Origin of the sequence: Nostoc sp. XA010 (assembly GCF_020829625.1) — a bacterium.
GTDB lineage: Bacteria > Cyanobacteriota > Cyanobacteriia > Cyanobacteriales > Nostocaceae > Nostoc.
Genome location: NZ_JAIVFX010000031.1, coordinates 13,313 through 36,642, shown reverse-complemented (window position 1 = coordinate 36,642; position 23,330 = coordinate 13,313). Strand labels below are relative to the sequence as shown.

Genomic DNA, 23,330 nt, shown 5'->3' with positions numbered 1-23,330 from the left:
CTTGTAAGATTGTCTGTCTTGACGACAACCCTTCTTGAAACTTTGAGTTGAATAGCAACGATAAGATTGCCTATATTTTAACTATATCATTAAGGCAAATATAATGTCTTCAGCCTGAGACAAGACAAACATCTTTCTTTAGATAGAGATTGCTGAGGTTGAATATTAAATTAGTATTAAAGTAGGATATGTAAAACTTTACTTTATTAACCAATGGAGTTAAATGAAATTGACGATGATATAGAAGCATTTCTTGTTGAAAGCTATGAGAACTTGAATCAAATTGAAGGCGATATTATTGAGCTAGAAAAAACATCTGCGAATGGAGAAGCATTAATTCGGATTTATCGCTCACTCCATACGCTTAAAGGAAATTGCGGCTTTTTACCGTTTCCTAATTTAGAATCACTTGCTCATGCTGGAGAGAATTTGCTCTCGTGTTTGCGCGATCGCCAGCTAGCAATCACCCCTGACATTATTAGTACTTTACTACAAACAGTTGACGCCATTCGGCAAATCCTGTCTCAAATTCAAGCTACAAAGCATGATTGCGATGTCTACGACGGGCTGCGCCTACGCGATTATTCCGCACTGATCGGGTCATTAACCCGATTGTCAGAAACTAAACAGACTCCAAAACCCTCTCAATTGCCTGTTAATATACAAACGCCACAAAAAGATACAGCAGCTAGTGAGTCTGTAGAAGCTCTCAATAACGAACTCACAGAAATATCAACGACAACATCAGAATCTGCTTATATCCGAGTCAATGTTAATCTGCTAGATCAGATGATGAACCTAGTAGGTGAACTCGTTTTAGCCCGTAACCAGATAATCAGATTTAGTACAAAATTTAAGGATAATGGTTTTGCTGCTACGTGCCAGCACCTGAGCCTACTTACAGCCCAGTTGCAGGAAGAGGTGATGAAAACTCGGCTGCAACCAATTAGTTCCATCTGGCAAAAGTTCCCTCGCGTTACCCGTGATTTGGCGATCGCTTCCGGTAAAGAAGTTGAAGTGGAGATGGAGGGAGCAGAGACTGAACTAGACAAAAGTATTATTGAAACAATTAAAGACCCCTTGACGCACTTACTACGCAACTGCATCGATCATGGGATTGAATTACCAGCCGAGCGCGTTGCTTGTGGAAAACCAAGCTTAGGACGGCTATTTCTTAGAGCCTTTCACGAAAGCGGCAAAGTCAATATTGAAATTGGCGATGATGGTCGCGGTCTGGATTTAGAACGGCTCAAAGGGCGAGCGCAGCAACTTGGTTTAGTAAACGCTGTGCAGGCTGCAACCATGAGCGAGTCAGAAGCGATAAACTTAATTTTTTTATCCGGCTTCTCCACTGCTGAACAGGTGACTTACCTTTCCGGGCGAGGGGTTGGGATGGATATTGTCAAGAGTAATATTGAGAAGATTAACGGAACGGTTGAAATTTACAGCCAACAGGGACAAGGAACGACTTTCAAAATCAAGATTCCGTTGACATTGGCAATTATTCCAGCATTGATTATCAGCAGTGGGAGCAATCGCTATGCCATTCCCCAAACGAGTTTACTAGAACTAGTACGCCTAGAAGCACTCAATAGTATTGAGATATTATACGATGTGCCTGTGTATCGCTTGCGGGGTAATCTTATACCCTTGATTTATCTCAACGAAGTGTTGCAACAGGATTGTGTCAGCAACTTAGAAACACTCAGTTTGGTAATTGTGCAAGTTGATAACTATCACTTTGGGCTAGTCGTAGACACAATCGAAGACATTCAAGACATTGTAGTTAAACCTTTGGGAAGACAGTTAAAGGCCCTATCCCTATTTGCAGGAGCCACCGTTTTAGGAGATGGCACAGTAGGATTAATTATTGATGTTGTTGCTCTAGCAAAGCACACTGGTATAATCGCCAAACAAAAGCAGTTATTGAGCGAAAATGCTGTAAATAGCCAAGAGCAAGCAGGCGATCGCCAAACAATTTTACTATTTGAGGGCCCCCAAGGCGCACGCATGGGCATTCCACTGGCGATCGCGTTTCGGCTCGAAGATATTCTTGCTTGTGCTGTCGAGAAAGTGGGTAATCAAGATGTTTTCCAGTCTTACGGTCAAATTCTGCCACTGATTGATCTTCACAAGATATTTTGCGATCGCGATCGCCTTAATGATGAGACTTTGGCGACAGTTGCAGAAACGCTCCAGATAATTATTGTCTCTCCATACTCAGAACTCAGCGTTGGGCTAGTGGTCGATCGCATTCTTGATATTGTGGAAGAACCACTAACCATTAAAGGTATTCCTAGTAGACCTGGAGTGCTTTTCTGTGCTGTAATTCAAGGACAAATCACAGAAATTCTTGACATTGAGACTGTAATTCGGATTGCTAACCCTCATTTGCTGCAATTAGCGACTCATGGCTGAACAACAAATTTGCACATTTTTCCTCAAAGGAGCTTACTTTGGTATTGACGTGCAACACGTTCAAGAAGTGATTAGTCCACAAGCAACGACTCGTGTACCTTTAGCACCACCAGATATCTATGGGTTGATTAATTTACGTGGACAAATTATTACTGTCATCGATTTGCAGCGTCGATTAGAAATGAGCGAACCGCAGACACAATCAACTACAAGTTTTGTAGATGAACCGCAGGGATTTAATATCATTGTGTGTTCTGAGCATGAAGTAGTCAGTCTAAAGGTCGATTATGTGGGAGATGTTTTAGAGTTTGAACAAAACACCTTTCAACCCCCACCCGCAACGTTAAAAGGTAGAATGCGTCAGATGCTAGCAGGAGCTTACCCGCTTCCAGAGGGATTTCTGTTAGTTCTAGACGCCGAGAAAATTCTAGATGTTAATTTAAGAAATCAGATTATCGAATAATTCAGGAGCGCTTTGCAATGACTACAAATAGGGCTGGAAAAACAGCCAACTCAAAATCTCCCTCGGTAGATAGTGCAGATTCGCAACCGACCGATGACAGTGTAATAAAAGTGCAATTGCAAGCGTTACTAATAGCACTTAAGGCGGCAAAAAACGGTGATTTTACCGTCCGTTTAGCTGATGAGAATAATGAACTGGGTGAAATCACCTCAGTTTTTAATGAATTGGTGAGTTTAAATCAAAACTTTGCTAACGAAGTTAATCGCTTGGCATCCGAGATTGGTATCGAAGGAAAACTTGGTTCTCAAGCCGTTGTCAAAGGAGCAAGTGGGAGTTGGAAAGAATCGGAGGGCAACTTGAATCAGATGTCTACAAATTTAAAAGAGCAAATAAAAGGTATTAATGAGGTTAGCCTTGCCGTCGCTCAAGGAAATTTGTCCAAGCAAATCGAAGCAAGCAATGCAGGAGAGTTTAAACAGCTCACGGATAATGCAAATCAGATGATTAGCAGCCTAAAGTCCTCAATCAGACAGATGACAGAGGTGGCAACAGCAGTTGCGTCCTCCGCAGAACAACTGACCGCAGTCAGTAAAGAAATGAGTGAGAACGCTGAACAAACAGCCGAACAGGCCACTTCTGCCTCTGCCTCTGCTGAAGAGGTAAGTCAGAATACTAATACAGTTGTGACTGCCGTCGAAGAGATGAATGCTAGCATTCGAGAAATTGCCAAGACCGTTACTGAAGGAGCAAAGGTGACGACTGAGGCAGTTAAAACAGCTGAACGCACGAACCAGACAATTAACAAACTCGGTCAAAGCAGCATCGAAATTGGCAAAGTTATTAAAGTCATTACCGCGATCGCAGGGCAAACAAACCTGCTAGCACTCAATGCTACGATTGAGGCGGCTAGAGCCGGGGATGCAGGTAGAGGATTTGCCGTAGTCGCAAATGAGGTGAAAGAATTAGCCAAACAAACGGCAAGTGCGACTGAAGATATTAGCTTGCGAATTGAAGCAATTCAGACAGATACAAAAAGCGCCGTTCAAGCCATCACTCAGATTACTAGTATTATCAATCAAATCAACGACTTCCAAAGCACGATCGCCAGTGCTATTGAGGAACAAACAGCAACTACAAATGAAATTGGTCGAAATATGGCTGAGGCAGCCAAAGGAACATCAGATATTGCCAAAAGTATTGGAATTGTGGCACTCAATACTCAAAGTACGACTACTGGAACCAGTAATACTTTAGAGGCAGCAACAGAACTATCCCGAATGGCAGTAGATTTGCAGAAAGTCGTTACCCAGTTCAAGTATTAAGGGAGGACAAGGGGAGATATATTTTTGAACTCCATTAATGAGCCTTTGAACTTCATTAATGAGCCTTTGAACTCCATTAATGAGCCTTTGAACTCCGTTAATGAACCTTTGAACTCCGTTAATGAGCCTTTGAACTCCGTTAATGAACCTTTGAACTCCGTTAATGAACCTTTGAACTCCGTTAATGAACCTTTGAACTCCGTTAATGAACCTTTGAACTCCGTTAATGAACCTTTGAACTCCGTTAATGAACCTTTGAACTCCGTTAATGAGCCTCTGAACTCCATTAATGAGCCTTTGATACTCGTAAACAAGCATAAAAACTCCCCTTGTCCCCCTGCCTGCCCCCTGCCACCTGCCACCTGCTCCCCAATCCCCAATCCCCAATGCCCAATGCCCAAAATCCGGGTACTAATTGTCGATGACTCCGTAGTAGTGCGGAGTCGAGTAAGTAAAATTTTGTCTAGCGATCCAGAACTGGAGGTGGTAGGAGTCGCGGCTAACGGTCGTATTGCCCTTGCCAAGATTTCCCATGTTAATCCCGATGTGATCATTTTGGATATTGAGATGCCGGAGATGGATGGTTTGCAAACCCTGGCCGCTATCCGACAAATATATCCACGCTTACCAGTGATTATGTATAGTACCTTCACACACAGTGGAGCGATCGCAACGCTGGAAGCTCTTTCTTTAGGTGCTTCAGACTATGCCACAAAACCTAGTAATTTAGGAAGTGTAGAGGCAACAAACCAACATATTCGGGATAATTTAATTCCTAAAATTAAGGTATTTGGTGCATTTTTCACACCCAGCGCAATTACCCATCCAGTTATTTTTCCCGTTCGTAGCGATATACGGCAGGTGGAGGTTGTGGCAATTGGGGTTTCTACCGGAGGCCCGAATGCTCTAGGTGTAGTGCTTAGGGAGTTTCCAGCAGATTTATCAGTGCCGATTTTGATTGTGCAACACATGCCACCAATGTTTACGAAACTCCTAGCTAAACAATTAGCTTCCAAGTGTCAAATCCCAGTAGATGAAGCGGTTTCTGGACAGATACTAAAACCGGGACATGCCTGGATTGCACCAGGGGATTTTCATCTAATTGTGCAACGCGACAAAACTGAGGTTCGACTTGTCACCCATCAAGCAGTCCCCGAAAATTCCTGTCGTCCTTCAGTCGATGTGCTGTTGCGATCGGTGGCACAAGTTTATGGTGCTGGAGCGATCGCAGTTATCCTTACGGGTATGGGGCAAGATGGGTTGCATGGCTGTCAGTGCATACGCGAGGCGGGTGGACAGGTACTTGCACAAGATAAAGCTACTAGCGTGGTTTGGGGAATGCCTAGTTTTGTTGTTAATGCCGGACTTGCTAATAAAATTCTTCCACTTAACCAAATCGCAGATGAAATTATGCACAGAATTCGTTTAAATCAAGTTCCTCCTTCAGACCTGTAATGACACAGATTATGGGTGTAAGTACTACTGATTTTGAGTATCTTCGGGAGTTAGTTCATCATCATTCAGCCGTTGTATTGTTTGGTGATAAAACCTATTTAGCAGAGTTACATTTGCAGCCAATTATCGAATCGGCAGGATTCGCTTCTATCCCTGATTTGGTTACTTACTTGCGAACTCACCCATTTAATAGTCTTCACGTCCAGACAATCGAGGCGCTAGTCACTAATGAAACCTCATTCTTCCGTGATAGCCACCCTTTTGACGCACTGAAAAAATACGTGCTACCAGAGTTAATTAAACAACGAGAAAGTGAGCGATCGCTCAACATTTGGTGTGCTGCCTGCTCTAATGGGCAAGAACCTTATAGCATCGCCATACTAATTCATGAACATTTTCCCACACTTCTCAATTGGCCTGTAAAATTAATTGCAACTGATTTTTCTACTAAGGTTTTAGCGCGGGCCCGCGAAGGGCATTATAACCAACTTGAAATTAATCGTGGACTCCCTAAAAATATTCGCGATCATTACTTTCAAAAGCTAGAAACTCACTGGCAAATAAAGGAACAAATCCGCCAGATAGTTGATTTTCGTGAGTTGAATCTTTTACAATCTTGGTCATCTCTGCCACAATTCGACGTTATCTTTTTACGGAATGTTTTAATCTACTTTGATGTTGTTACCAAGAAAGCCTTACTAAAAAAGATCAAGCAGCAATTAAGTCCAGATGGCTATTTGTTTTTGGGTAGTGGTGAAACGACTATCAGCCTAGATGAATCATTCAAGCGGGTTTTATTTGACAAGGCTATCTGCTACCGATTGCACAATCGTGGAGTTAACATTACCCAATAAAATCAGCAAACTGTTGTTTTCCGCTATTTTCGTCATAACCATTAAGGGTTTTGACAAAATATTGACAGTTAAAAGTTACATATCACACACATGTTATTGAAATTTATAAAGCAGATTACTGTTGAAAATGCCCCTAAAGGTGAGTTTAATTTAAATTTAAATATCGCTATAAAAGGAGTTAAAAAAGTATATTTTTTTAACTCCAGTTCCCTATTTACCTTTAGGTTTTTCATCTAAAAATTTCAGCAGCTTTTTTACATACCCTAAAACTTCCTTTCAATAACTGTACTTAACTATCAAAATAGCGTGTAATAACTTGATAATCAAGAGGGAATAAAAAACATCCTACTTTTCCCACCTTTCTTACTTTCTCCACTATAATTTTTCCTAACATTATTCCTCTAATTTCTTCAAAGCATCAGGCTTGTGAGCAGCTTGTTTTCCTGTCTTATCACTTTCAACTAAGTACTCAGGGTTATCTTCACTTGCAGCGATATGGTGTTCTTTAATATCTGTAGGTGAAGTGAGTTTCTTTACTACTTTGCCAGTCGTCTTGCCTTGTGAAGTGTTCCATTCAACCCGATCGCCCTTTTTGAATTGTTCAGCCACATTCATCTCCTGTTGGATGTTTTATACCTACTAACGTCACATTATGTCTGCGACTGAAAAAGCAGCCATCATTCTAGTGATAGAGAAAACATCCGTTATTAAGTTAGTAATTTAATTAGGTGTAAGATGAAAAAATTAGGCGATCGCTCCACCACCTTGATACAAAACCTGTGCGATCGCCTGATAATGAAGAGAGATAAAGCTGCATTCAAAAAACTCTCAATGAGCAAGACTAGCCTAAATTTAGTTGCAATATCCATCTTTCTAATCACCATGTCCAGCCTACTGGGGCCATTCATTCACTTGTCGCCCGCAGTCCCAGCGCTTGCTACCTTCAGCATCTTAGGCATAGCTACGTTAGATAGTTTTAGCTTGCAAGGCAAGGGTGGTACTATCTTTTTAGATTGGATTGCTGGTTTTTCAAGTGAACACCGCGATCGCATCGTCCACCACGAAGCAGGGCATTTCTTGATTGCTTACGTGTTAGGTATTCCCGTTACTGGCTACACCCTCAGCGCTTGGGAAGCTTGGAAACAGGGGCAACCTGGACAAGGCGGCGTTAGCTTTGATGATGGCGAATTAGCATCTCAACTAGAAGTGGGTAAAATCAGTGCCCAAATGCTAGACCGCTACTGCACTGTTTGGATGGCGGGTATTGCTGCTGAAACCCTAGTTTTTAATAATGCTGAGGGTGGAGGCGATGATAAAAGTAAGCTAATAGGAGTCTTGACAATTTTGGGATTTCCTGAATCAGTTTATCAGCAGAAACTGCGGTTTCATACCCTGCAAGCAAAAACCCTACTGCAAGAAAATTGGTCTAACTACGAGACTTTAGTTAATGCCATGCGACAACGCACTTCGGTAGAAGATTGCCATGCTGAGTTAGGAGTAGTAAGTGGGGAGAAATCAATTAAAAATTAAAAATTAAAAATTAAAAAACTTCTGCATCATCCTTCCCAATGCCCACTTTTAAGAAGAAACAGCTTTTAGATGTGGGACATGATGATAAATAGTTCGAGGCAATAACTCGATTACGCCCAGCAGTTTTTGCCTGTAGCAAGCATACAAGACTTACGCACAAGCAACGGAAAATCGTAGACACGTTCGCGGAGCGTCTCGTAGAGAAGTGGCTTCCCGAAGGGTACCACAGAGGACACGGAGAAATAAGAGTTTGAGAGGTTTTTTGCGTAAGTTGTAGCATAGATCGGCACGATGTAACAGACTTTCTCCTTGCTGATCATCCTCAGCTTGCAGACAGGCTGTGCCCAGACTAATGGTGATATTAATTATCAGTTTATTGCTGAGTGAAAATGGTTCGTCGCAGACTACCCGATTGAGACGACAGGCTATGACGCTTCTTTACGAGACGCTACGCGTAGTTTGCTTCCCCGTAGGGGTACGCTTAGAGCGTCGCACATCTTGCTAAGGTAAGGTAGTGGTCTAAAAGCATTGCATTAGCTGTATGTATGTCATCGACTGGCACAATTCGCTGGCAGTAATATGAAACAAAATGCAAGAATATATAAAGCTATTTATGAAAATACACCTATCTACTGCCGCTACGCCCAAGTCTAAAGTCTAAAGTTAAAAATACCTATGTCTTCAAATCCCCAGTACTTAAGCGGTAACGAAATTCGCAACATATTTCTCGACTTCTTTGCCCAACGGAATCACCAAATTCTCCCAAGTGCCTCCCTCGTGCCAGAAGATCCAACCGTGCTGCTGACGATCGCGGGGATGCTACCATTTAAGCCGATATTCTTGGGGCAGCGTACACCAGAATTTAAGCGGGCTACTACTTCACAAAAGTGTATCCGTACCAACGATATCGAAAATGTCGGACGTACCAAACGGCATCAGACGTTTTTTGAGATGCTGGGCAATTTCAGCTTTGGTGATTATTTTAAAGAACAAGCGATCGCTTGGGGTTGGGAAATCTCCACACAAGTCTTTGGCATTTCCCCGCAAAATCTTGTCGTCAGCGTTTTTAAAGATGATGATGAAGCCTTTGAGATTTGGCGCGATCAAATCGGTGTGCCGATAGCGAGAATTAAACGCTTGGGCGAAGACGATAACTTTTGGGTATCTGGGCCGACTGGGCCTTGTGGCCCTTGTTCAGAAATTTATTACGACTTCCACCCAGAACGCGGTGACGAAAATATAGATTTAGAAGACGATTCCCGGTTCATCGAGTTTTACAACCTCGTCTTCATGCAATATAACCGGGATGCTTCCGGTAATTTAACGCCACTGCAAAACAAGAACATCGACACCGGTATGGGTTTGGAGAGAATAGCGCAAATCCTCCAAAAAGTACCCAATAACTACGAAACTGACCTAATTTTTCCAATTATCCAAACAGCAGCGCAAATTGCTGGCATTGATTACCACAGCAGCGATGAAAAAACCAAAGTCTCTCTAAAAGTTATTGGCGATCACGTTCGTTCTGTTGTCCACATGATCGCTGATGAAATTCGCGCTTCCAACGTGGGACGGGGTTATGTGCTGCGGCGGTTAATTCGGCGCGTGGTGCGTCATGGGCGATTAATTGGGATTTCTGGCGAATTTACTACCCAAGTTGCCGAAACTGCAATCGCTCTTTCTGAATCAGCTTACCCCAATGTGCGCCAACGGGAAGCAGCAATTAAAGCTGAATTGCAACGGGAAGAATCGAATTTCCTCAGAACTTTGGATAGAGGTGAAAAACTGCTAGAAGAAATCATCCAAGAGGTGAAACAGCGAGGGGAAACTCAAATTAGCGGTGAAAGTGCATTTACTCTTTATGACACCTACGGATTCCCCCTTGAACTTACTCAAGAAGTTGCCGAAGAAAATCATCTCACAGTTGATGAAGCGGGATTTGATGCCGAAATGCAAAAGCAGGTGGAACGTGCCAAAGCAGCACACGAAACCATCGATTTAACTGTGCAAGGTTCCCTCGATAAATTAGCAGAACACATCCAAGTCACCGAATTTTTAGGCTATACCCAATCGGCGGCGACGGCAAAAGTCGAAGCGATTTTGGTAGAAGGTGTTTCCCAAGAGGAAGCAGAAGCAGGGACACAGGTGCAAATTGTCCTTGACAAAACGCCATTTTATGGTGAATCTGGGGGGCAAATTGGCGATCGCGGTTATATCTCTGGTGATGGAATCGTAGTTCGGGTAGAAGATGTGAAGAAAGAATCTGATTTCTTTGTTCACTTTGGACGCATCGAACGCGGTACACTGCGCGTAGGCGATAATGTAACCGCTCAAATTGATCCGGCTTGTCGCCGTCGCGCCCAAGCTAACCATACCGCAACGCACCTATTGCAAGCGGCGTTGAAAAAAATTGTTGATGATAGCATTTCTCAAGCTGGTTCCTTAGTGTCCTTTGACAGGTTGCGCTTTGACTTCAACTGTCCCCGCGCGTTGACAGCAGAAGAAGTGCAACAAATTGAAGAACAGGTGAACACTTGGATTGCTGAAGCACATGCTGCAAAAGTGGAAGTATTACCTTTAGCAGAGGCGAAAGCTAGAGGTGCTGTTGCGATGTTCGGCGAAAAATACGGCGAGGAAGTGCGCGTGATTGACTTCCCTAGCGTATCAATGGAACTATGCGGTGGAACTCATGTAAGTAACACGGCTGAAATTGGCGTATTTAAAATTATTTCTGAAGCTGGTGTGGCTTCTGGGGTGCGGCGTATTGAAGCTGTTTCGGGTCCAGCAATACTGGATTATCTTAACCTTCGGGATAAAGTAGTTAAAGATTTAAGTGATCGCTTTAAAGTCAAACCCGAAGAAGTACCAGACAGAATCACAAGTCTGCAAAGCGAACTGAGAAATACCCAAAAGGAATTGGAAACCTTGAAAGTACAGTTAGCGATCGCAAAATCTGACAGCTTACTGCAAACAGCCGAAACGGTAGGCGATTCTAAAATTATTGTCGCCCAATTAGAAGACGTTGATCCAGAATCATTGAAAACCGCAGCCGAACGCTTACTGCAAAAAATCGGTAACGGTGCAGTAGTCCTGGGTTCTGTTCCTGAAGAGGGGAAAGTTAGTATAGTTGCAGCTTTTAGTTCAGAAGTGAACAAAAAAGGTTTGCAAGCTGGTAAATTTGTAGGTGCGATCGCTAAAATCTGCGGTGGCGGTGGCGGTGGAAGACCGAACTTAGCCCAAGCAGGCGGACGGGATGCGAGTAAATTACCAGAAGCGTTGCAACAAGCCGAAAGTGAGTTAAAGTCTGCGTTGGGTTAACCATCTCGTGGTTCAACGAGAGGGAGAAGTGTAGCGCACCAAGCGAATTGGTGCGTTACGGCTTCGCCTAACACACTCTACATTTTAGGTTAGGTTATAAAGATTGTTGCTACTCATCTTCTACGTAGTTATCATTGGGAGATATTACCCAACCAACGTTTATAGGTAATTGTGGTTCCCACTAATCGCCCTAAAGATGGGTTGCGGGTTAGATTTCAACCTCGGTGAAATATTTTATGGCATCCCAAATAGACATACATTTATCTAACGGAGTTTTGCAACGCTTACAAAATGTGAAAGATTTTGTCGGTGAAAATGTTAACTCTCTAAGTAATTCAGCACAGCAAGTTGGGGAGTCTTTGAAGGCAACAGCAACTACAACGACTGATAAAGCAATTGATACAGTTACGACAAGCTTAGAACAAACTTGGCAAACTGCTGATAAATTTAAAAGTACAACATCAGGCGCAGTTAAAGATGCGATGGTATCTTCTGTAAGTGATTGGCTAACACAACACCCAATATTATTTAGGTTAGTTCAAATACTAGGTTGGGCGACTAATCACCCAATTATTAGTATAGTAACTTTGCTGTTTGCGATCGCTCTCATCTGGAGTGTCATTAAAGCAATCGTCCGCTTGATTGAAACTGCTAGTTGGTCAATACTGCAAGTCCCGTTAAAATTGCTTCAGGCTTTGATTAAAGTTAGCTTTTTATCCTTAACTAAAGTTGGCAGTTTGGCTGTTCAAAGAATGACAGCTACTGAGACAATTGATAACCTGCCAGCTTTGCCACCTGAAAATTTTCAACCAAGTAAGCAACAACGATTAGCAGAAATATCTTATCGTTTAGAAGCAATTCAAAAGGAACAAAATCAGCTTTTACAAGAAGCAGCAGACTTGATTGCTTCCGACACTATTGATATAGAAGTATCAAAAATTAAACAGCTAGAAAGCGTTGAATCACATCTTGGCTGAGTTCGGCTGTGGAACCGGAGGCGACAATACCACCTTTTTGCATAGCGTAATAGTAATCAGCCTGACGAACAAAGTGTAAATGTTGCTCTACCAATAAAACAGAAATGCCTGTGGTTTCGACAATCCGACGGACTGCGGCTTCAATTTCTAGGATGATGGAGGGTTGAATACCTTCAGTGGGTTCATCTAAGACGAGTAATTGAGGTTCTCCCATTAAAGCACGCGCGATCGCTAATTGTTGCTGCTGTCCACCACTCAAATCACCACCCATCCGCGAAAGCATGGTTTTTAAAACTGGGAATAAGCTAAAAACTTCCTCTGGAATTTCTGCTTTTTTTACTGGTTTGCGTCTGGCTTCCAACCCCAGCAGCAGATTTTCTTTAACTGTTAAACGGGGGATAATTTCTCGTCCTTGGGGAACATAACCAATTCCTAACTTTGCCCTTTGGTCTGGAGATTTCGAGTTGATTAATTCTTTAGCTAAGTTAATAGTACCACTGCGGGGTTTGAGTAAACCCATTATTGTTTTTAGTAATGTAGATTTACCTACGCCATTGCGTCCAATCAGGCATATCATTTGCCCAGATGGTACGCTTAAATCTACATTGCGGAGAATGTGGCTTTCGCCGTAATAAACGTTAAGGTTAGAGATTTTTAGCATTAGTTTATGGTCAATAGGAAATAGTTAAGGCCATATTGCAACGTCTTTACATACATTTAAATATCTACAAATACTCGTTAAAAAGGGTATTATAAATTAAACCATAAATAAACACTGATGAATACCATTGTTTATCTATGGTTACAATTAGTTAGATGGGATGGCTAAGAAGTTTAAAATGTCATTCTCAATAAAACTCTCAAATTGAGGTGTTTATTTTCATGTCGTCTTCAGTGAAAATGCTTGTATAATTAGGGTTTAAAGCTTTTTGTCACCTTGCTAGTTAAACATCAAACGTATGTAGAGTTATTCTTTCTTAGAATGTAACAAGACCACTTGGAGAAATTGTTAAAGAATGTGAAGTTTTTGTGTCTTTAGGTGTGTTAATGAAAAAGTTTCCTTGTTCATCAATTCCAAGGTCAAAAAATTGTCCTTTTGAATCAACTAACCGTATTACTCTTCCCCAGGTATTTTCTGGAAATTGAGCTTTTTGCTCGACAATTAGTGGCAAAGTACTACCAACAATATCTTTTCCCTGAATTGTAACCGAGTTGGGGCCGGTTTGCTGTATCAAAGCGAATGCTCGAGGAGCGAAGAAAGTGACTGCTATAATTAGTAATACTGTTGCTGTTATGCGTTTGACCATTTTTTCTTACCAAGATTAAAAAAACACTATAATTTTTCTAATAAGAGAAAAAAACAGTGGTAATACTTGATAATGCTTGAAAAATATAGTTAAAAAAAATACATTAATTTAGTAATACTCGTTTGAACAATGATAGTCTGTGTAGGGTAAGAAAGCAAAGCAAATGACTCAGACGAAACCCCAAAAACTGCTGACCTTTGAGGAGTATCTTACCTATGATGATGGTACAGACACGCGCTATGAGTTGGTGGATGGAGAACTAGTCGAGATGCCACCAGAAAGTCAGGAAAATAGCAATCTAGCAAGATTTCTATTCGTTGAACTACTAAAACATTTCCCTTTTTATTTAGTTGCTCACAAGGATACAGAAATTGAAGTGGCGGGGCGACGGGCGAGATGTCGTTTACCTGACTTAATGGTTCATACAGAAGAATCTTATGCTGCCCTTATCGGTGCTACTCGTGCCACCCTCACCCGTGATATGCCGCCGCCTGCGCTAGTGATTGAAATTGTTTCTCCGGGAACAGCAAACCGTGTTCGTGATTATCGCTACAAGCGGACGGAGTATGCCGCTAGGGAAATATTGGAGTATTGGATTGTTGACCCACAGATGCAACAAATTACGATTTGCCAGTGGGTTGAAGGACAGTATGAGGATAAGGTATTTACAGGTGCGACTTGCATGGAATCAGTGGTAATTGCTGATTGGGTGCTAACAGTAGAGCAGGTGTTTAACAGCGCAAACTGACCAGAATTACCAAGCAAATAGAATCTTATTGAAAAATAAAAACTGGGATGCACTCCGCATCAAATTGCAGAAACAAACTCGTTGACTGTAAGCCCAGCAGTGCGAATCAAACTTCGCAACTTCCTTTTGCTACTTCACGATGCTCAGGAACAGACAGTGTGGCTAACTCTCCTTCCTTAACCAGGATGATATGGCTTCCACTTTGACGTGCAACTTCCCAACCAAATGACTCAAATACACGAACAACTTCACGTCCGTTAAGAACAGGAAGAGTAGACGCCATAACTAAGCCACAACCTCTACTTGGTGAGTTTCTATGGTAAGTGGCAAACCGCGCTCGGCACGAACTTGTAGGCAGCCAGCTATCGCATCTTTGATATTCTCTAGTGCTTCTTCTTTAGTCTGACCTTGACTAACACAACCCGGAATACTGGGGGACTCTACAATCCATGCACCATCTTCATCACGATCAACCGTTACATTGAACTTCATATTTCCTCATACATTAAGCTTGTGACTATAGTATATCTAAGCCTTGTAGAGCTAAAAATTTAGTCTTCCTGTTTTCCCAAATATACTTCAATTACACGAGAGTCATTTTGCACTTCTTCAAAATTTCCTTCACACAACACCGAACCTTCATGTAAGACTGTTACTTTCTTGGCAATTTGACGCACAAATTCCATATCGTGTTCAATTACTAAAATTGAATGACTTTGTGCTAGTGCTAAAAGTAGTTCGCCAATATTGTAGGTTTCTTCATCTGTTAAACCAGCAACGGGTTCATCAACGAGTAATAAGTCAGGTGACTGTGCTACTAACATCCCAATTTCTAAACGCTGCTTTTCACCGTGGGAAAGTAAACCTGCTCTAATGTCAGCTTTAGCAGTTAAACCGATAGTTTCTAATAATCCTTTAATATTATTCTTTTCAGCAGCATGAGAACGTTCAAACAAAGTAGAAAAGACGTTTTTATTGCGGTTGCTAGTAATTTCTAGATTTTCACGAGGCGTTAAATTTAAGTAAATTCGGGGTGTTTGAAACTTGCGCCCAATTCCTAATCGTGCAATTTTATATTCAGGTAAAGAACGCAGGTTTCTTCCTTTGAATAAAACTCGCCCAACGGTTGGCTGAACTTTCCCCGTAATCACATCCAGAAACGTTGTCTTTCCAGCGCCATTGGGGCCAATTACTACTCGTAATTCACCCACATCCATGCTAAAGGTAAGCTGATTTAGCGCCTTAAAACCGTCAAAACTAACAGTTACGTTTTCAGTTTCCAATATTTTCGCGTTCATGTTGCACTTCGGGGTCTTCTTCCAAGGTGGGATATGTAGCAATTTGTTGACGACGGTGGAAAAGAGAAATATTCTGACTACGCAACCATCCCACTATGCCGTCAGGAAGCACTGTAACGACTATCAAAAATAGTGCGCCTTGGAAAAATAGCCAGATTTCAGCAAATTGTTCACTTAAAAAAGTGCGGGCATAATTTACTAACAAAGTTCCGACAATCGCGCCAATTAAAGTAGCGCGTCCTCCTACAGCTACCCAAATAACCATTTCAATCGAAAAGGCAATATCCATTGCTCTGGGTGAGACAGAACCACTCTGAATGGTGTAAAATGCTCCTGCTATACCTGCGATCGCACCTGAAACTGCAAACACCAGCACCTTAAAATCTGTAGGGTCATAGCCAGAAAATCTTACCCGACTTTCATCATCACGAATAGCTATCAACAATCTGCCAAAGCGTCCAGTTGTCAACCACCGACAAATTCCGTAAGTGGCTGCAAGAAACACTACCGTCAGCGTGTAGAAAACAAATTGCGTTTTCGCATCACTGACCGTTGCCCCAAACAAAGTTGTAAAATCTATCAGTCCATTTGTACCGTTGAAAAGCTGTTGTTGACCGTTAAAAAAGTTGAAAAATACAATAGTTCCGGCTTGAGTCAAGATAGAAAAATAAACTCCCTTAAGGCGATTTCGGAAAACCAAATATCCCAATAATCCTGCCAATAACCCTGGAATTAGTACCACAAAAGCTATTGTCAAAGGAAAAGAATAAAAAGGTTGCCAAAACGCGGGAAGTTCCGTAACCCCATAAAGTCCCATGAAATCAGGTAATTCTCCAGTAGGGACTTGCAGTTTCAGGTACATTGCGATCGCATATCCACCCAAACCAAAGAAAATACCATGCCCCAAACTTAGTAAACCAGTATACCCCCAAATCAAATCAATACCCAAAGCCACAATTGCCAGCGATAAAAATCGCCCCAACAAATTTAGACGAAACTCCGTAAGCAACAATGGCATAATGATAATGAGGAAAAGTGCGATCGCAACCACCACCCCCACCTCAATTAATAACCTTCCTCCCCTCTTCTTCATTCTTTGTTCGCGTCCTTTGCGTCTTCGCGGTTCGTTTTAAACATCAACAGTACGTCCCTTCTGCGGAAAAATCCCCCCAGGCTTCCACTGTAAAAACACAATAATTAGCGCAAACACCATTACCTTAGCCATACTCGTCGTCGCAAAAAAAGTAAACAAATCAGCCAAAGGCTTAACAGGAGTCAACAACAAAGCCAAAGTCCCAGAACCAATTAAAAAATTAGCCGTACCAATACCCAACGCCGCCACAATCGTCCCGGCTAAATTACCCACACCCCCAACCACAACCACCATAAAAGTATCAATAATATAGTTTTGTCCCGTATTTGGCCCTACAGAACCGAGTAAACTAATGGCACATCCAGCCACACCAGCTAAACCAGAACCCAGTGCAAAAGTAATTGCATCAACCTTTTCAGTTGGTATACCCAGACAAGCACTCATACTGCGGTTTTGCGTCACAGCCCGAATTCTTAAACCCCAGCTAGAACGTTGTAAGAATAGATAAATTCCCGCCACACAGATTATTGTTAAACCAATAATAAATAACCTAGCAAAGGGTAATTGGACACCACCTAAAGACATGCCCCCTTGCAACCAAGTAGGTGCAGTTACATCCACATTTTGAGCGCCAAACCAAGGTTGAGTCACTGCTAACTGATAAGTTTGACTCAATAAATTGCCTGTTGCTATTGTCACCCCCAGCGATAGTAAAAATATCACCGCTACAATCCAGTTACGAACTCTTCCCAAATCAGTGCGAGAATTTAAAATCCATAAACCTCCAAAAAACAACAGAGAAAATAAGCTTATGCCAATTATCAATACCCAATTTACACTGCGAACAAACTGTTGAAAAATTAAACTTACTCCCCAAGTTGCCAATAGAGTTTCTAATGGTCTTCCATAAAGATAACGAATCACGCCTTTCTCTAGAATTAATCCCACAGTACCCGTGAAAATAAAAGCGATAATCAAAGCCAAAAATATATAGACTTCAAACCATACTCCACCTAATTGTTTACAGACATTTTGCACAACAAATGTTGTATAAGCGCCGAACATCATCAATTCACCATGCGCCATATTGATAACGCCCATCAATCCAAATATAATCGCCAATCCCAAGGCAGCAATTAATAATACAGCGCCAATACTAATACCATTAAATACAGCTTCTAAAAATCCTGCTAACACTTTTTCCCCTACATATCAGCTTCTTGTTATTAGAATTACCGTAAGGTGTGTAAGTCACACATTTTGTAATGATATACATGACATGAAAACTTAACACACCGCTATCTAAGATGGTGCGTTAGGCTAAAGCCATAACACACCCTACTTATTTCTGATAGTTTGTAATCGTTAATTACAAATTACGAATACTTTAAACTTTCTTGTACTTACCACCCTTAGCCGGGTCATTCCAATCACAAGCAAATCCCTTAGTTTCTTTCACAAATTGATTCCAAGGAACTGGCTCAACTGCTGTTGGAGTAGCATAGACAATATCAAATAAACCATCTTGTCTAACTTGACCAATCCGCACAACTTTGGATATGTGATGATTGGCATCCATTGTCACTTTACCTTCAGGCGCATCTAGAGTTTGACCATACGCCGCAGCACTCACTTTCGCTATGTCTGTAGTACCAGCTTTTTCTACTGCTTGCTTCCACAGATAAACGGCGATGTATGCTGCTTCCATTGGGTCATTTGTTACCCGATTTTCACCATACTCTTTCTTGAAATCGGCTACAAATTTTTTGTTAGCAGGTGTGTCTACTGTTTGAAAGTAATTCCAAGCTGCATAATGACCTTTGAGATACTCTACACCAATTGCTTTAACTTCTTCTTCGGCAATACTGACAGACATGGAAGGATATTTTTCTGGTGTCAATCCAGCACCTTTCAATTGTTTGAAGAAAGCAACGTTGCTATCACCATTCAGAGTATTGTAAATGACACCTCCATTAGGCAAAGCTTGCTTAATTTTAGTGATAATTGGTGTAACTTCTGTATTGCCAAGAGGTAAATAATCTTCACCAACTGTTTTTCCGCCCAAAGCTTCTAATTGAGCTTTAATAATTGTGTTAGCAGTGCGGGGGAAAACGTAGTCAGAGCCAACTAAAAAGAATTCTTTTCCTTTATTTTTTAACAGCCAATCAACAGATGGTTCGATTTGTTGATTTGGAGCAGCACCAGTGTAAAAAATATTTTTAGAACACTCTTGACCTTCATACTGCACAGGATACCAGAGCATGTGATTTTTGCTCTCGAATACTGGCTTAACATTCTTGCGGCTAGCAGATGTCCAACAACCAAAAACTACAGCGACTTTATCTTGATCAATTAGCTTAGTTGCCTTTTCTCTAAAAGTATCCCAGTTAGAAGCACCATCTTCGGTAACTGCTTCAATTTGTTTACCTAAGATACCACCAGCAGCGTTAATTTCTTTGATTGCTAATTTTTCAGCATCGACAACGCTTTTCTCACTAATAGCCATTGTGCCACTAAGGGAGTGCAAAATACCTACTTTGATTGTGCCACCAGCAGTAGCAGCAGCTGGAGATGCAGCAGGAGGTGCAACTGGACTCTCTGTAGCAGTTGGAGAATTATTCGCGCAAGCTTTCAGAAAAAAGCTGCTTCCAAAAGTTAAAGAACCGTAGATTAAAAACTTGCGTCTGTTAAATTGTCTTGTCATGTTTTTATGAATTTTCCTCTTCACCTATCAGCCAACTTAATAGAAAGCTGACAATATTAAACTTCAAAGTGTGATGATAGTGTGATAGTTTACTAGTAAAAAGTTACTTCTTATACAAAATGTATGATTTTTGTAATAAAAAAATAACTTTATAATATTAATCTTTGTTAAGGCTAGTATTGTGAAATTATTGTAAGCGATGAAGAGATAGCTGGATAATAATCTCATCTTTCTTGCCAGATGCAAAATTAGCAAAGCGCTTTGCCAAAGGTGGTATAATCACCAAAGGATTGCTAAAACCAGAGAATAGATGAACGCTATCAAATCTTGGGATAGTACCAATCAAGGATAGGCGATCGCTAGTAAATCCCACTAAGCAATCATGCCAAGTTCCTGGTAAATTCTCCAAAGCTGGTAAAAGCTCACCGACACTTTTTCGCAACCATTTTTCACTCGCCTCTGAGTTTACCTTGGCATAAGGATCTGTGAGAACACGGCTAATTTGACCGATGCGAAGGCTACCATCTTGAAACTGAATCGCACCCGCATCTAAAATTGGCGGTACTGGCTCATTACCTGGTTGATTCCACAATTCATCAACTCGAGTAGATTCAGCTTCTAGTTGAAATCGTTGCAGATTAGCTGGCATAACTAAGGTGCGTAACTGCATATCCACAGGTGGGGTTTTAATGATTTCTGCGTGGGTAAAATACAGTTTGACGGGAATACCAGCAGATTTTAGTAACTGGCGGCTGAGTCCACCCGCACAAATAGCAACGTTCGCACTGTGGAAAGTTCCAGTAGTTGTTTTTACACCATCTTGCAATACTTGCACTACTTGGGTAATCTGCATTTCCCCCCCAGCCCGCAAAAAGGCTTGGATGTATGCTTGTGCTGTTTTTTCTGGGTGAATATGACCGTGTTTAACAGTTAAAGCACCAGATATGGCCTCTCGATTTAGCTGCGGTTCCAACTCACAAGCTTCTTGTACACTCAGCAAACGAGGTGGGATGGCAAAATGATTATATGATGCAGCCGTTGCTTCTGGCTCAGTAGCGGCTGAAATAGTAAGTAATAAATCTAATTCTCGAAATTGGATATCAGCGTCCAACTCTTGAGATAGGATATGGTAACGCGCTATCGCTTCTTCGCACAATAGACGAGTTAGTGGTGTATTACCTGACCAATAAGCAAGTCCACCATAACTATAACGAGTTGCATTCTGTAGTGTTTCATATTGCTCCAACAAAAGAACAGCAAAACCTGTTTTTACTAATTCGTATGCCAGTGCAGCACCCGCAATTCCACCACCAAGCACAATCCAGCCGTAGGTTTTCATATTAAATGTCTTTCTTAATTACGAATTACCATAAGTTGCTTGTAAACGACTTAAAAGATATTCTCCCGCCAGCATAGGCGGATAGATAGGCGATTGTTCTTTCTGGCAACTTTCCAGACAAGCTATTTCTGTATCATCATTAGGATGACAGAAAAAAGCCATAGAATAACGCGACTGGTTCACCTTGTTATTACTGGGAATCATTACTCGATGCTTGGTTGAGCAAAACATATCATTTGTCCACCGTTGCATTAAATCGCCAGTATTAACTACCACAGTATCAGGAATCGCAGGTGCAGCAATCCAATTTCCAGAAGCTGTCTGTACTTCCAATCCGCCAACCTCATCTTGGAAAAGTAAGGTAATACTGCCATAATCGGAATGCTCACCAGCACGCACCTGTCCAGGTTTTGGTGATGTCTGCAATGGGGGATAGTGGAGCGATCGTAAGGTATGATTTTGTTGATTGTGTCTTGTGATAAAAAAATCTTCAGGCAATTCCAACGCCAAAGCATAAGCTTGTAAAACTGTGTTAGCAAGTTTTGTGCAACTATCATAAAAGGCGAAAATAGAAGCATCTATGTTGACAGCCTCTTGCTTGCCTAAATTCAACGCCTCTTTCAAGTCGCCTGGTTTGTTGGGGTCAAGACGTTCTCTCTCAAGACCGACGTATCCTGTATTATTAAACTCATCGCTCCAAGCTTGCCTTTGCTTAACTTCTAAGGGTAAATTAAAGAAAGATTTACTGTAACTGAATACTTGCTTTATTAAGTCTTTTGATATTCCTGAATTCTGCAAGTACATGAAGCCAATTTCATGGCAAGCTTGATAGATTTGTTTGATAATATTTTGTCGAGTTATTGTGTCGCCATTGCTAAAGGCAGTTAAATCTATTATTGGAATTGTAACCATTTATATATAATTAGAAAGTTTGTGTTTTTGTTTAGTTAACAGTAGTATACTTAATACTTAAGGTACGAAACTTTATAATGACTCTTGCTCCTTGGCGAAGCGCGATCGCTCATGCACTCCAGCGCAACCGCAGCCTTGTTTATGCCCGTTACCTCCAACTAGCAACCGTGCAGCCGAACGGTCGCCCCGCTAATCGTACCCTAGTCTTTCGTGGCTTTCTAGAAGATACAAACCAGCTAAAATTTATTACTGATACTCGTAGCGCTAAAGCCGACCAAATACAGCAACAACCTTGGGCAGAAGTTTGCTGGTACTTCCCCAATACACGCGAACAATTCCGAATCACTGGCTGTTTGACCCTGGTAAGCGGTGATGATTCTGACCAGAATTTACAGCTAGCGCGGATAGCAATGTGGCAAGAATTAAGTCATGCGGCGCGTTTACAGTTTGCTTGGCCCCATCCTGGTAAACCCAGAATCCAAGAATTAGGAGCTTTTGAGCCACCAGCACCCGATCCTATTGAGCCAGTACCTAATTTTTGTCTACTGCTACTCGATCCGATGCAATTAGACCATTTAGAATTACGCGGCGAACCACAAAATCGATGGCTTTATTGCCGTAATGACCACCAAGAGTGGTCTAACGAAGCGATTAATCCGTGATTTGGTCAAGAGTCAAAAGATTGACCCTTAACCCTTGACGTTTAACTAAATGCCAGCACCATCTAGAAATTGGTGGATAGTCTTATCTTTGAGATTGCACCAGCGAGTATCGTGGGTTAGCTCATCCTCTTTGGTGGCTAAACAACCCACTAAAACAGGAGTTTTTTCTGAAGAATTGCTGCGCTGAAGAGTTTGTATTTGTTCTTCCAACGCCTCAATCCTGTCAACTAAAGCACGAATTGCTTGGGCTTCTGAATCTGGTAAGTTATTGTGTTCAAGAGGTGCAACCCGAACTCCAGAACGATACATAATGCGCCCAGGCACGCCTACCACAGTACAGTCTGAAGGGACATCCCTTAGAACAACAGACCCAGCGCCAATACGGACATTATTACCAATTTGGATATTGCCCAGTACCTTAGCTCCAGCCCCAACTACGACATTTTCACCCACAGTTGGATGGCGCTTACCACATTCTTTACCAGTACCTCCAAGGGTGACACCTTGATAAATTAGAGCATAGTCTCCCACGATCGCAGTTTCACCAATTACTACACCCATCCCGTGGTCAATAAACACACTTTTTCCAATTGCTGCACCAGGGTGGATTTCAATTCCAGTCAAAAACCGAGCCAAGTGAGAAATCAGGCGGGGAAAAAAGGGAAGACCAACAGTGTACAACCAGTGAGCCAGCCTATGGAATAGCAGGGCTTGCAAACCAGGGTAACAAAACAAAACTTCCAACCAGTTACGAGCAGCTGGGTCACGTTCAAATATGATACGAAAGTCAGCACGCAGTATAGATAGCACGAGATAGCACCCTCGGAAAGCACAACAAGCTACTCTCCCATATTATCCTCTCAGACGTTATACCTCAAAATTGGGAATGGGGACTTGGGAATTGGGCATTGCTTATTTCTCCCCCTGCCT

General features: G+C 41.8%; 23 protein-coding genes. 10 read left to right on the top strand and 13 right to left on the bottom strand.

The features are described from left to right. Window positions 1-213 precede the first annotated feature (213 nt). Genes LC608_RS28695 through LC608_RS28685 form a run of 3 tightly spaced genes read left to right on the top strand, consistent with a single transcriptional unit; the run spans window position 214 to window position 4,203 of the window. A complete protein-coding gene (locus tag LC608_RS28695; protein ID WP_229556822.1) occupies window positions 214-2,418 on the top strand; it encodes a chemotaxis protein CheA in 2,205 nt (734 codons plus the stop codon). Then, window positions 2,411-2,881 (top strand): chemotaxis protein CheW, encoded by a 471-nt coding sequence (locus LC608_RS28690; RefSeq protein ID WP_229556821.1) that lies wholly within the window; start codon window positions 2,411-2,413, stop codon window positions 2,879-2,881. Before LC608_RS28695 ends, LC608_RS28690 begins: the two co-directional genes overlap by 8 nt. A 17-nt stretch (window positions 2,882-2,898) precedes the next feature. Then, window positions 2,899-4,203, top strand: coding sequence for a methyl-accepting chemotaxis protein (locus LC608_RS28685; protein ID WP_229556820.1), 1,305 nt, complete (start codon window positions 2,899-2,901; stop codon window positions 4,201-4,203). Here the strand turns inward: LC608_RS28685 and LC608_RS28680 are convergent. After that, entirely contained in the window at window positions 4,200-4,604 is a 405-nt protein-coding gene (locus LC608_RS28680; RefSeq protein ID WP_229556819.1) for a hypothetical protein, read from the bottom strand. The two genes, LC608_RS28685 and LC608_RS28680, sit on opposite strands and share 4 nt — an antisense overlap. Between LC608_RS28680 and LC608_RS28675 the strand changes: the two genes are divergently transcribed. Next, entirely contained in the window at window positions 4,597-5,658 is a 1,062-nt protein-coding gene (locus LC608_RS28675) for a chemotaxis response regulator protein-glutamate methylesterase (RefSeq protein WP_229556818.1), read from the top strand. The genes LC608_RS28680 and LC608_RS28675 overlap by 8 nt on opposite strands. Then, entirely contained in the window at window positions 5,658-6,512 is an 855-nt protein-coding gene (locus tag LC608_RS28670; RefSeq protein ID WP_229556817.1) for a protein-glutamate O-methyltransferase CheR, read from the top strand. The genes LC608_RS28675 and LC608_RS28670 overlap by 1 nt, the downstream gene beginning before the upstream one ends. Before the next feature lie 393 nt (window positions 6,513-6,905). Here the strand turns inward: LC608_RS28670 and LC608_RS28665 are convergent, their stop codons facing one another. After that, window positions 6,906-7,121 carry a DUF2945 domain-containing protein gene (locus LC608_RS28665; protein WP_229556816.1) on the bottom strand — a complete coding sequence of 72 codons (216 nt, stop codon included), beginning with the start codon at window positions 7,119-7,121 and terminating at the stop codon, window positions 6,906-6,908. A 222-nt stretch (window positions 7,122-7,343) separates the two neighbouring features. On the opposite strand from LC608_RS28665, the gene LC608_RS28660 reads away from it, so the two are divergent. The 3 genes from LC608_RS28660 (at window position 7,344) to LC608_RS28645 (ending at window position 12,337) form a co-directional block, all read left to right on the top strand. Further along, complete coding sequence (locus LC608_RS28660) at window positions 7,344-8,042, top strand: ATP-dependent Zn protease (protein WP_229556850.1); 699 nt, start codon at window positions 7,344-7,346, stop codon at window positions 8,040-8,042. Window positions 8,043-8,717: 675 nt separating this feature from the next. Further along, window positions 8,718-11,360, top strand: a complete 2,643-nt coding sequence (gene alaS, locus LC608_RS28650) for an alanine--tRNA ligase (RefSeq protein ID WP_229556815.1) — start codon at window positions 8,718-8,720, stop codon at window positions 11,358-11,360. A 236-nt stretch (window positions 11,361-11,596) separates the two neighbouring features. Beyond that, window positions 11,597-12,337 carry a hypothetical protein gene (locus tag LC608_RS28645; protein WP_229556814.1) on the top strand — a complete coding sequence of 247 codons (741 nt, stop codon included), beginning with the start codon at window positions 11,597-11,599 and terminating at the stop codon, window positions 12,335-12,337. On the opposite strand, the gene urtE is transcribed toward LC608_RS28645, so the two are convergent. Both urtE and LC608_RS28635 read right to left on the bottom strand, forming a co-directional pair. Then, entirely contained in the window at window positions 12,300-12,998 is a 699-nt protein-coding gene (gene urtE / locus LC608_RS28640) for an urea ABC transporter ATP-binding subunit UrtE (RefSeq protein ID WP_229556813.1), read from the bottom strand. The two genes, LC608_RS28645 and urtE, sit on opposite strands and share 38 nt — an antisense overlap. A 316-nt stretch (window positions 12,999-13,314) precedes the next feature. Then, window positions 13,315-13,644: a hypothetical protein gene (locus tag LC608_RS28635; RefSeq protein WP_229556812.1), complete on the bottom strand. Its 330-nt coding sequence runs from the start codon at window positions 13,642-13,644 to the stop codon at window positions 13,315-13,317. Between the two features lie 163 nt (window positions 13,645-13,807). Between LC608_RS28635 and LC608_RS28630 the strand changes: the two genes are divergently transcribed. Next, window positions 13,808-14,392, top strand: a complete 585-nt coding sequence (locus tag LC608_RS28630) for a Uma2 family endonuclease (protein ID WP_229556811.1) — start codon at window positions 13,808-13,810, stop codon at window positions 14,390-14,392. Window positions 14,393-14,498: 106 nt separating this feature from the next. Here LC608_RS28630 and LC608_RS28625 read toward each other — a convergent pair whose 3' ends face one another. From LC608_RS28625 to LC608_RS28590, 8 genes are all read right to left on the bottom strand, one after another. After that, window positions 14,499-14,675, bottom strand: coding sequence for a type II toxin-antitoxin system HicA family toxin (locus tag LC608_RS28625; RefSeq protein ID WP_229556810.1), 177 nt, complete (start codon window positions 14,673-14,675; stop codon window positions 14,499-14,501). Between the two features lie 2 nt (window positions 14,676-14,677). Next, on the bottom strand, window positions 14,678-14,884 hold the full coding sequence (locus tag LC608_RS28620; protein ID WP_229556809.1) for a type II toxin-antitoxin system HicB family antitoxin: 207 nt from the start codon (window positions 14,882-14,884) through the stop codon (window positions 14,678-14,680). A gap of 59 nt (window positions 14,885-14,943) precedes the next feature. Beyond that, window positions 14,944-15,690, bottom strand: a complete 747-nt coding sequence (urtD, locus tag LC608_RS28615) for an urea ABC transporter ATP-binding protein UrtD (protein ID WP_229556808.1) — start codon at window positions 15,688-15,690, stop codon at window positions 14,944-14,946. After that, on the bottom strand, window positions 15,665-16,783 hold the full coding sequence (urtC, locus tag LC608_RS28610; RefSeq protein WP_229556807.1) for an urea ABC transporter permease subunit UrtC: 1,119 nt from the start codon (window positions 16,781-16,783) through the stop codon (window positions 15,665-15,667). The genes urtD and urtC overlap by 26 nt, the downstream gene beginning before the upstream one ends. Before the next feature lie 36 nt (window positions 16,784-16,819). Then, the gene (locus LC608_RS28605) at window positions 16,820-17,980 is read right to left on the bottom strand and encodes a branched-chain amino acid ABC transporter permease (RefSeq protein ID WP_229556806.1); all 1,161 of its coding nucleotides are present in this window, start codon (window positions 17,978-17,980) and stop codon (window positions 16,820-16,822) included. Between the two features lie 190 nt (window positions 17,981-18,170). Then, a complete protein-coding gene (gene urtA, locus LC608_RS28600; protein ID WP_229556805.1) occupies window positions 18,171-19,487 on the bottom strand; it encodes an urea ABC transporter substrate-binding protein in 1,317 nt (438 codons plus the stop codon). A 187-nt stretch (window positions 19,488-19,674) separates the two neighbouring features. Beyond that, window positions 19,675-20,826 (bottom strand): FAD-binding oxidoreductase, encoded by a 1,152-nt coding sequence (locus LC608_RS28595; protein WP_229556804.1) that lies wholly within the window; start codon window positions 20,824-20,826, stop codon window positions 19,675-19,677. 18 nt (window positions 20,827-20,844) lie between these two features. Beyond that, complete coding sequence (locus tag LC608_RS28590; protein ID WP_229556803.1) at window positions 20,845-21,738, bottom strand: isopenicillin N synthase family oxygenase; 894 nt, start codon at window positions 21,736-21,738, stop codon at window positions 20,845-20,847. Between the two features lie 77 nt (window positions 21,739-21,815). Here LC608_RS28590 and LC608_RS28585 point away from each other — a divergent pair, with 77 nt between their 5' ends. Further along, complete coding sequence (locus LC608_RS28585) at window positions 21,816-22,400, top strand: Npun_F5749 family FMN-dependent PPOX-type flavoprotein (protein WP_229556802.1); 585 nt, start codon at window positions 21,816-21,818, stop codon at window positions 22,398-22,400. 45 nt (window positions 22,401-22,445) lie between these two features. Here the strand turns inward: LC608_RS28585 and cysE are convergent, their stop codons facing one another. Then, window positions 22,446-23,210 (bottom strand): serine O-acetyltransferase, encoded by a 765-nt coding sequence (gene cysE / locus LC608_RS28580; protein ID WP_229556801.1) that lies wholly within the window; start codon window positions 23,208-23,210, stop codon window positions 22,446-22,448. Between the last annotated feature and the right edge of the window lie 120 nt (window positions 23,211-23,330).

Bases quoted from the DNA above. Each gene is read 5' to 3' on its own strand.
- urtC (WP_229556807.1), bottom strand. From the start codon at position 16,783: ATGAAGAAGAGGGGAGGAAGGTTATTAATTGAGGTGGGGGTGGTGGTT.
- LC608_RS28595 (WP_229556804.1), bottom strand. From the start codon at position 20,826: ATGAAAACCTACGGCTGGATTGTGCTTGGTGGTGGAATTGCGGGTGCT.
- LC608_RS28660 (WP_229556850.1), top strand. From the start codon at position 7,344: ATGAGCAAGACTAGCCTAAATTTAGTTGCAATATCCATCTTTCTAATC.
- LC608_RS28670 (WP_229556817.1), top strand. From the start codon at position 5,658: ATGACACAGATTATGGGTGTAAGTACTACTGATTTTGAGTATCTTCGG.
- LC608_RS28675 (WP_229556818.1), top strand. From the start codon at position 4,597: ATGCCCAAAATCCGGGTACTAATTGTCGATGACTCCGTAGTAGTGCGG.
- LC608_RS28620 (WP_229556809.1), bottom strand. From the start codon at position 14,884: ATGAAGTTCAATGTAACGGTTGATCGTGATGAAGATGGTGCATGGATT.
- LC608_RS28625 (WP_229556810.1), bottom strand. From the start codon at position 14,675: ATGGCGTCTACTCTTCCTGTTCTTAACGGACGTGAAGTTGTTCGTGTA.
- LC608_RS28630 (WP_229556811.1), top strand. From the start codon at position 13,808: ATGACTCAGACGAAACCCCAAAAACTGCTGACCTTTGAGGAGTATCTT.
- urtD (WP_229556808.1), bottom strand. From the start codon at position 15,690: ATGAACGCGAAAATATTGGAAACTGAAAACGTAACTGTTAGTTTTGAC.
- LC608_RS28635 (WP_229556812.1), bottom strand. From the start codon at position 13,644: ATGGTCAAACGCATAACAGCAACAGTATTACTAATTATAGCAGTCACT.
- alaS (WP_229556815.1), top strand. From the start codon at position 8,718: ATGTCTTCAAATCCCCAGTACTTAAGCGGTAACGAAATTCGCAACATA.
- LC608_RS28590 (WP_229556803.1), bottom strand. From the start codon at position 21,738: ATGGTTACAATTCCAATAATAGATTTAACTGCCTTTAGCAATGGCGAC.
- urtE (WP_229556813.1), bottom strand. From the start codon at position 12,998: ATGCTAAAAATCTCTAACCTTAACGTTTATTACGGCGAAAGCCACATT.
- LC608_RS28690 (WP_229556821.1), top strand. From the start codon at position 2,411: ATGGCTGAACAACAAATTTGCACATTTTTCCTCAAAGGAGCTTACTTT.
- urtA (WP_229556805.1), bottom strand. From the start codon at position 19,487: ATGACAAGACAATTTAACAGACGCAAGTTTTTAATCTACGGTTCTTTA.
- LC608_RS28695 (WP_229556822.1), top strand. From the start codon at position 214: ATGGAGTTAAATGAAATTGACGATGATATAGAAGCATTTCTTGTTGAA.
- LC608_RS28585 (WP_229556802.1), top strand. From the start codon at position 21,816: ATGACTCTTGCTCCTTGGCGAAGCGCGATCGCTCATGCACTCCAGCGC.
- LC608_RS28685 (WP_229556820.1), top strand. From the start codon at position 2,899: ATGACTACAAATAGGGCTGGAAAAACAGCCAACTCAAAATCTCCCTCG.
- LC608_RS28645 (WP_229556814.1), top strand. From the start codon at position 11,597: ATGGCATCCCAAATAGACATACATTTATCTAACGGAGTTTTGCAACGC.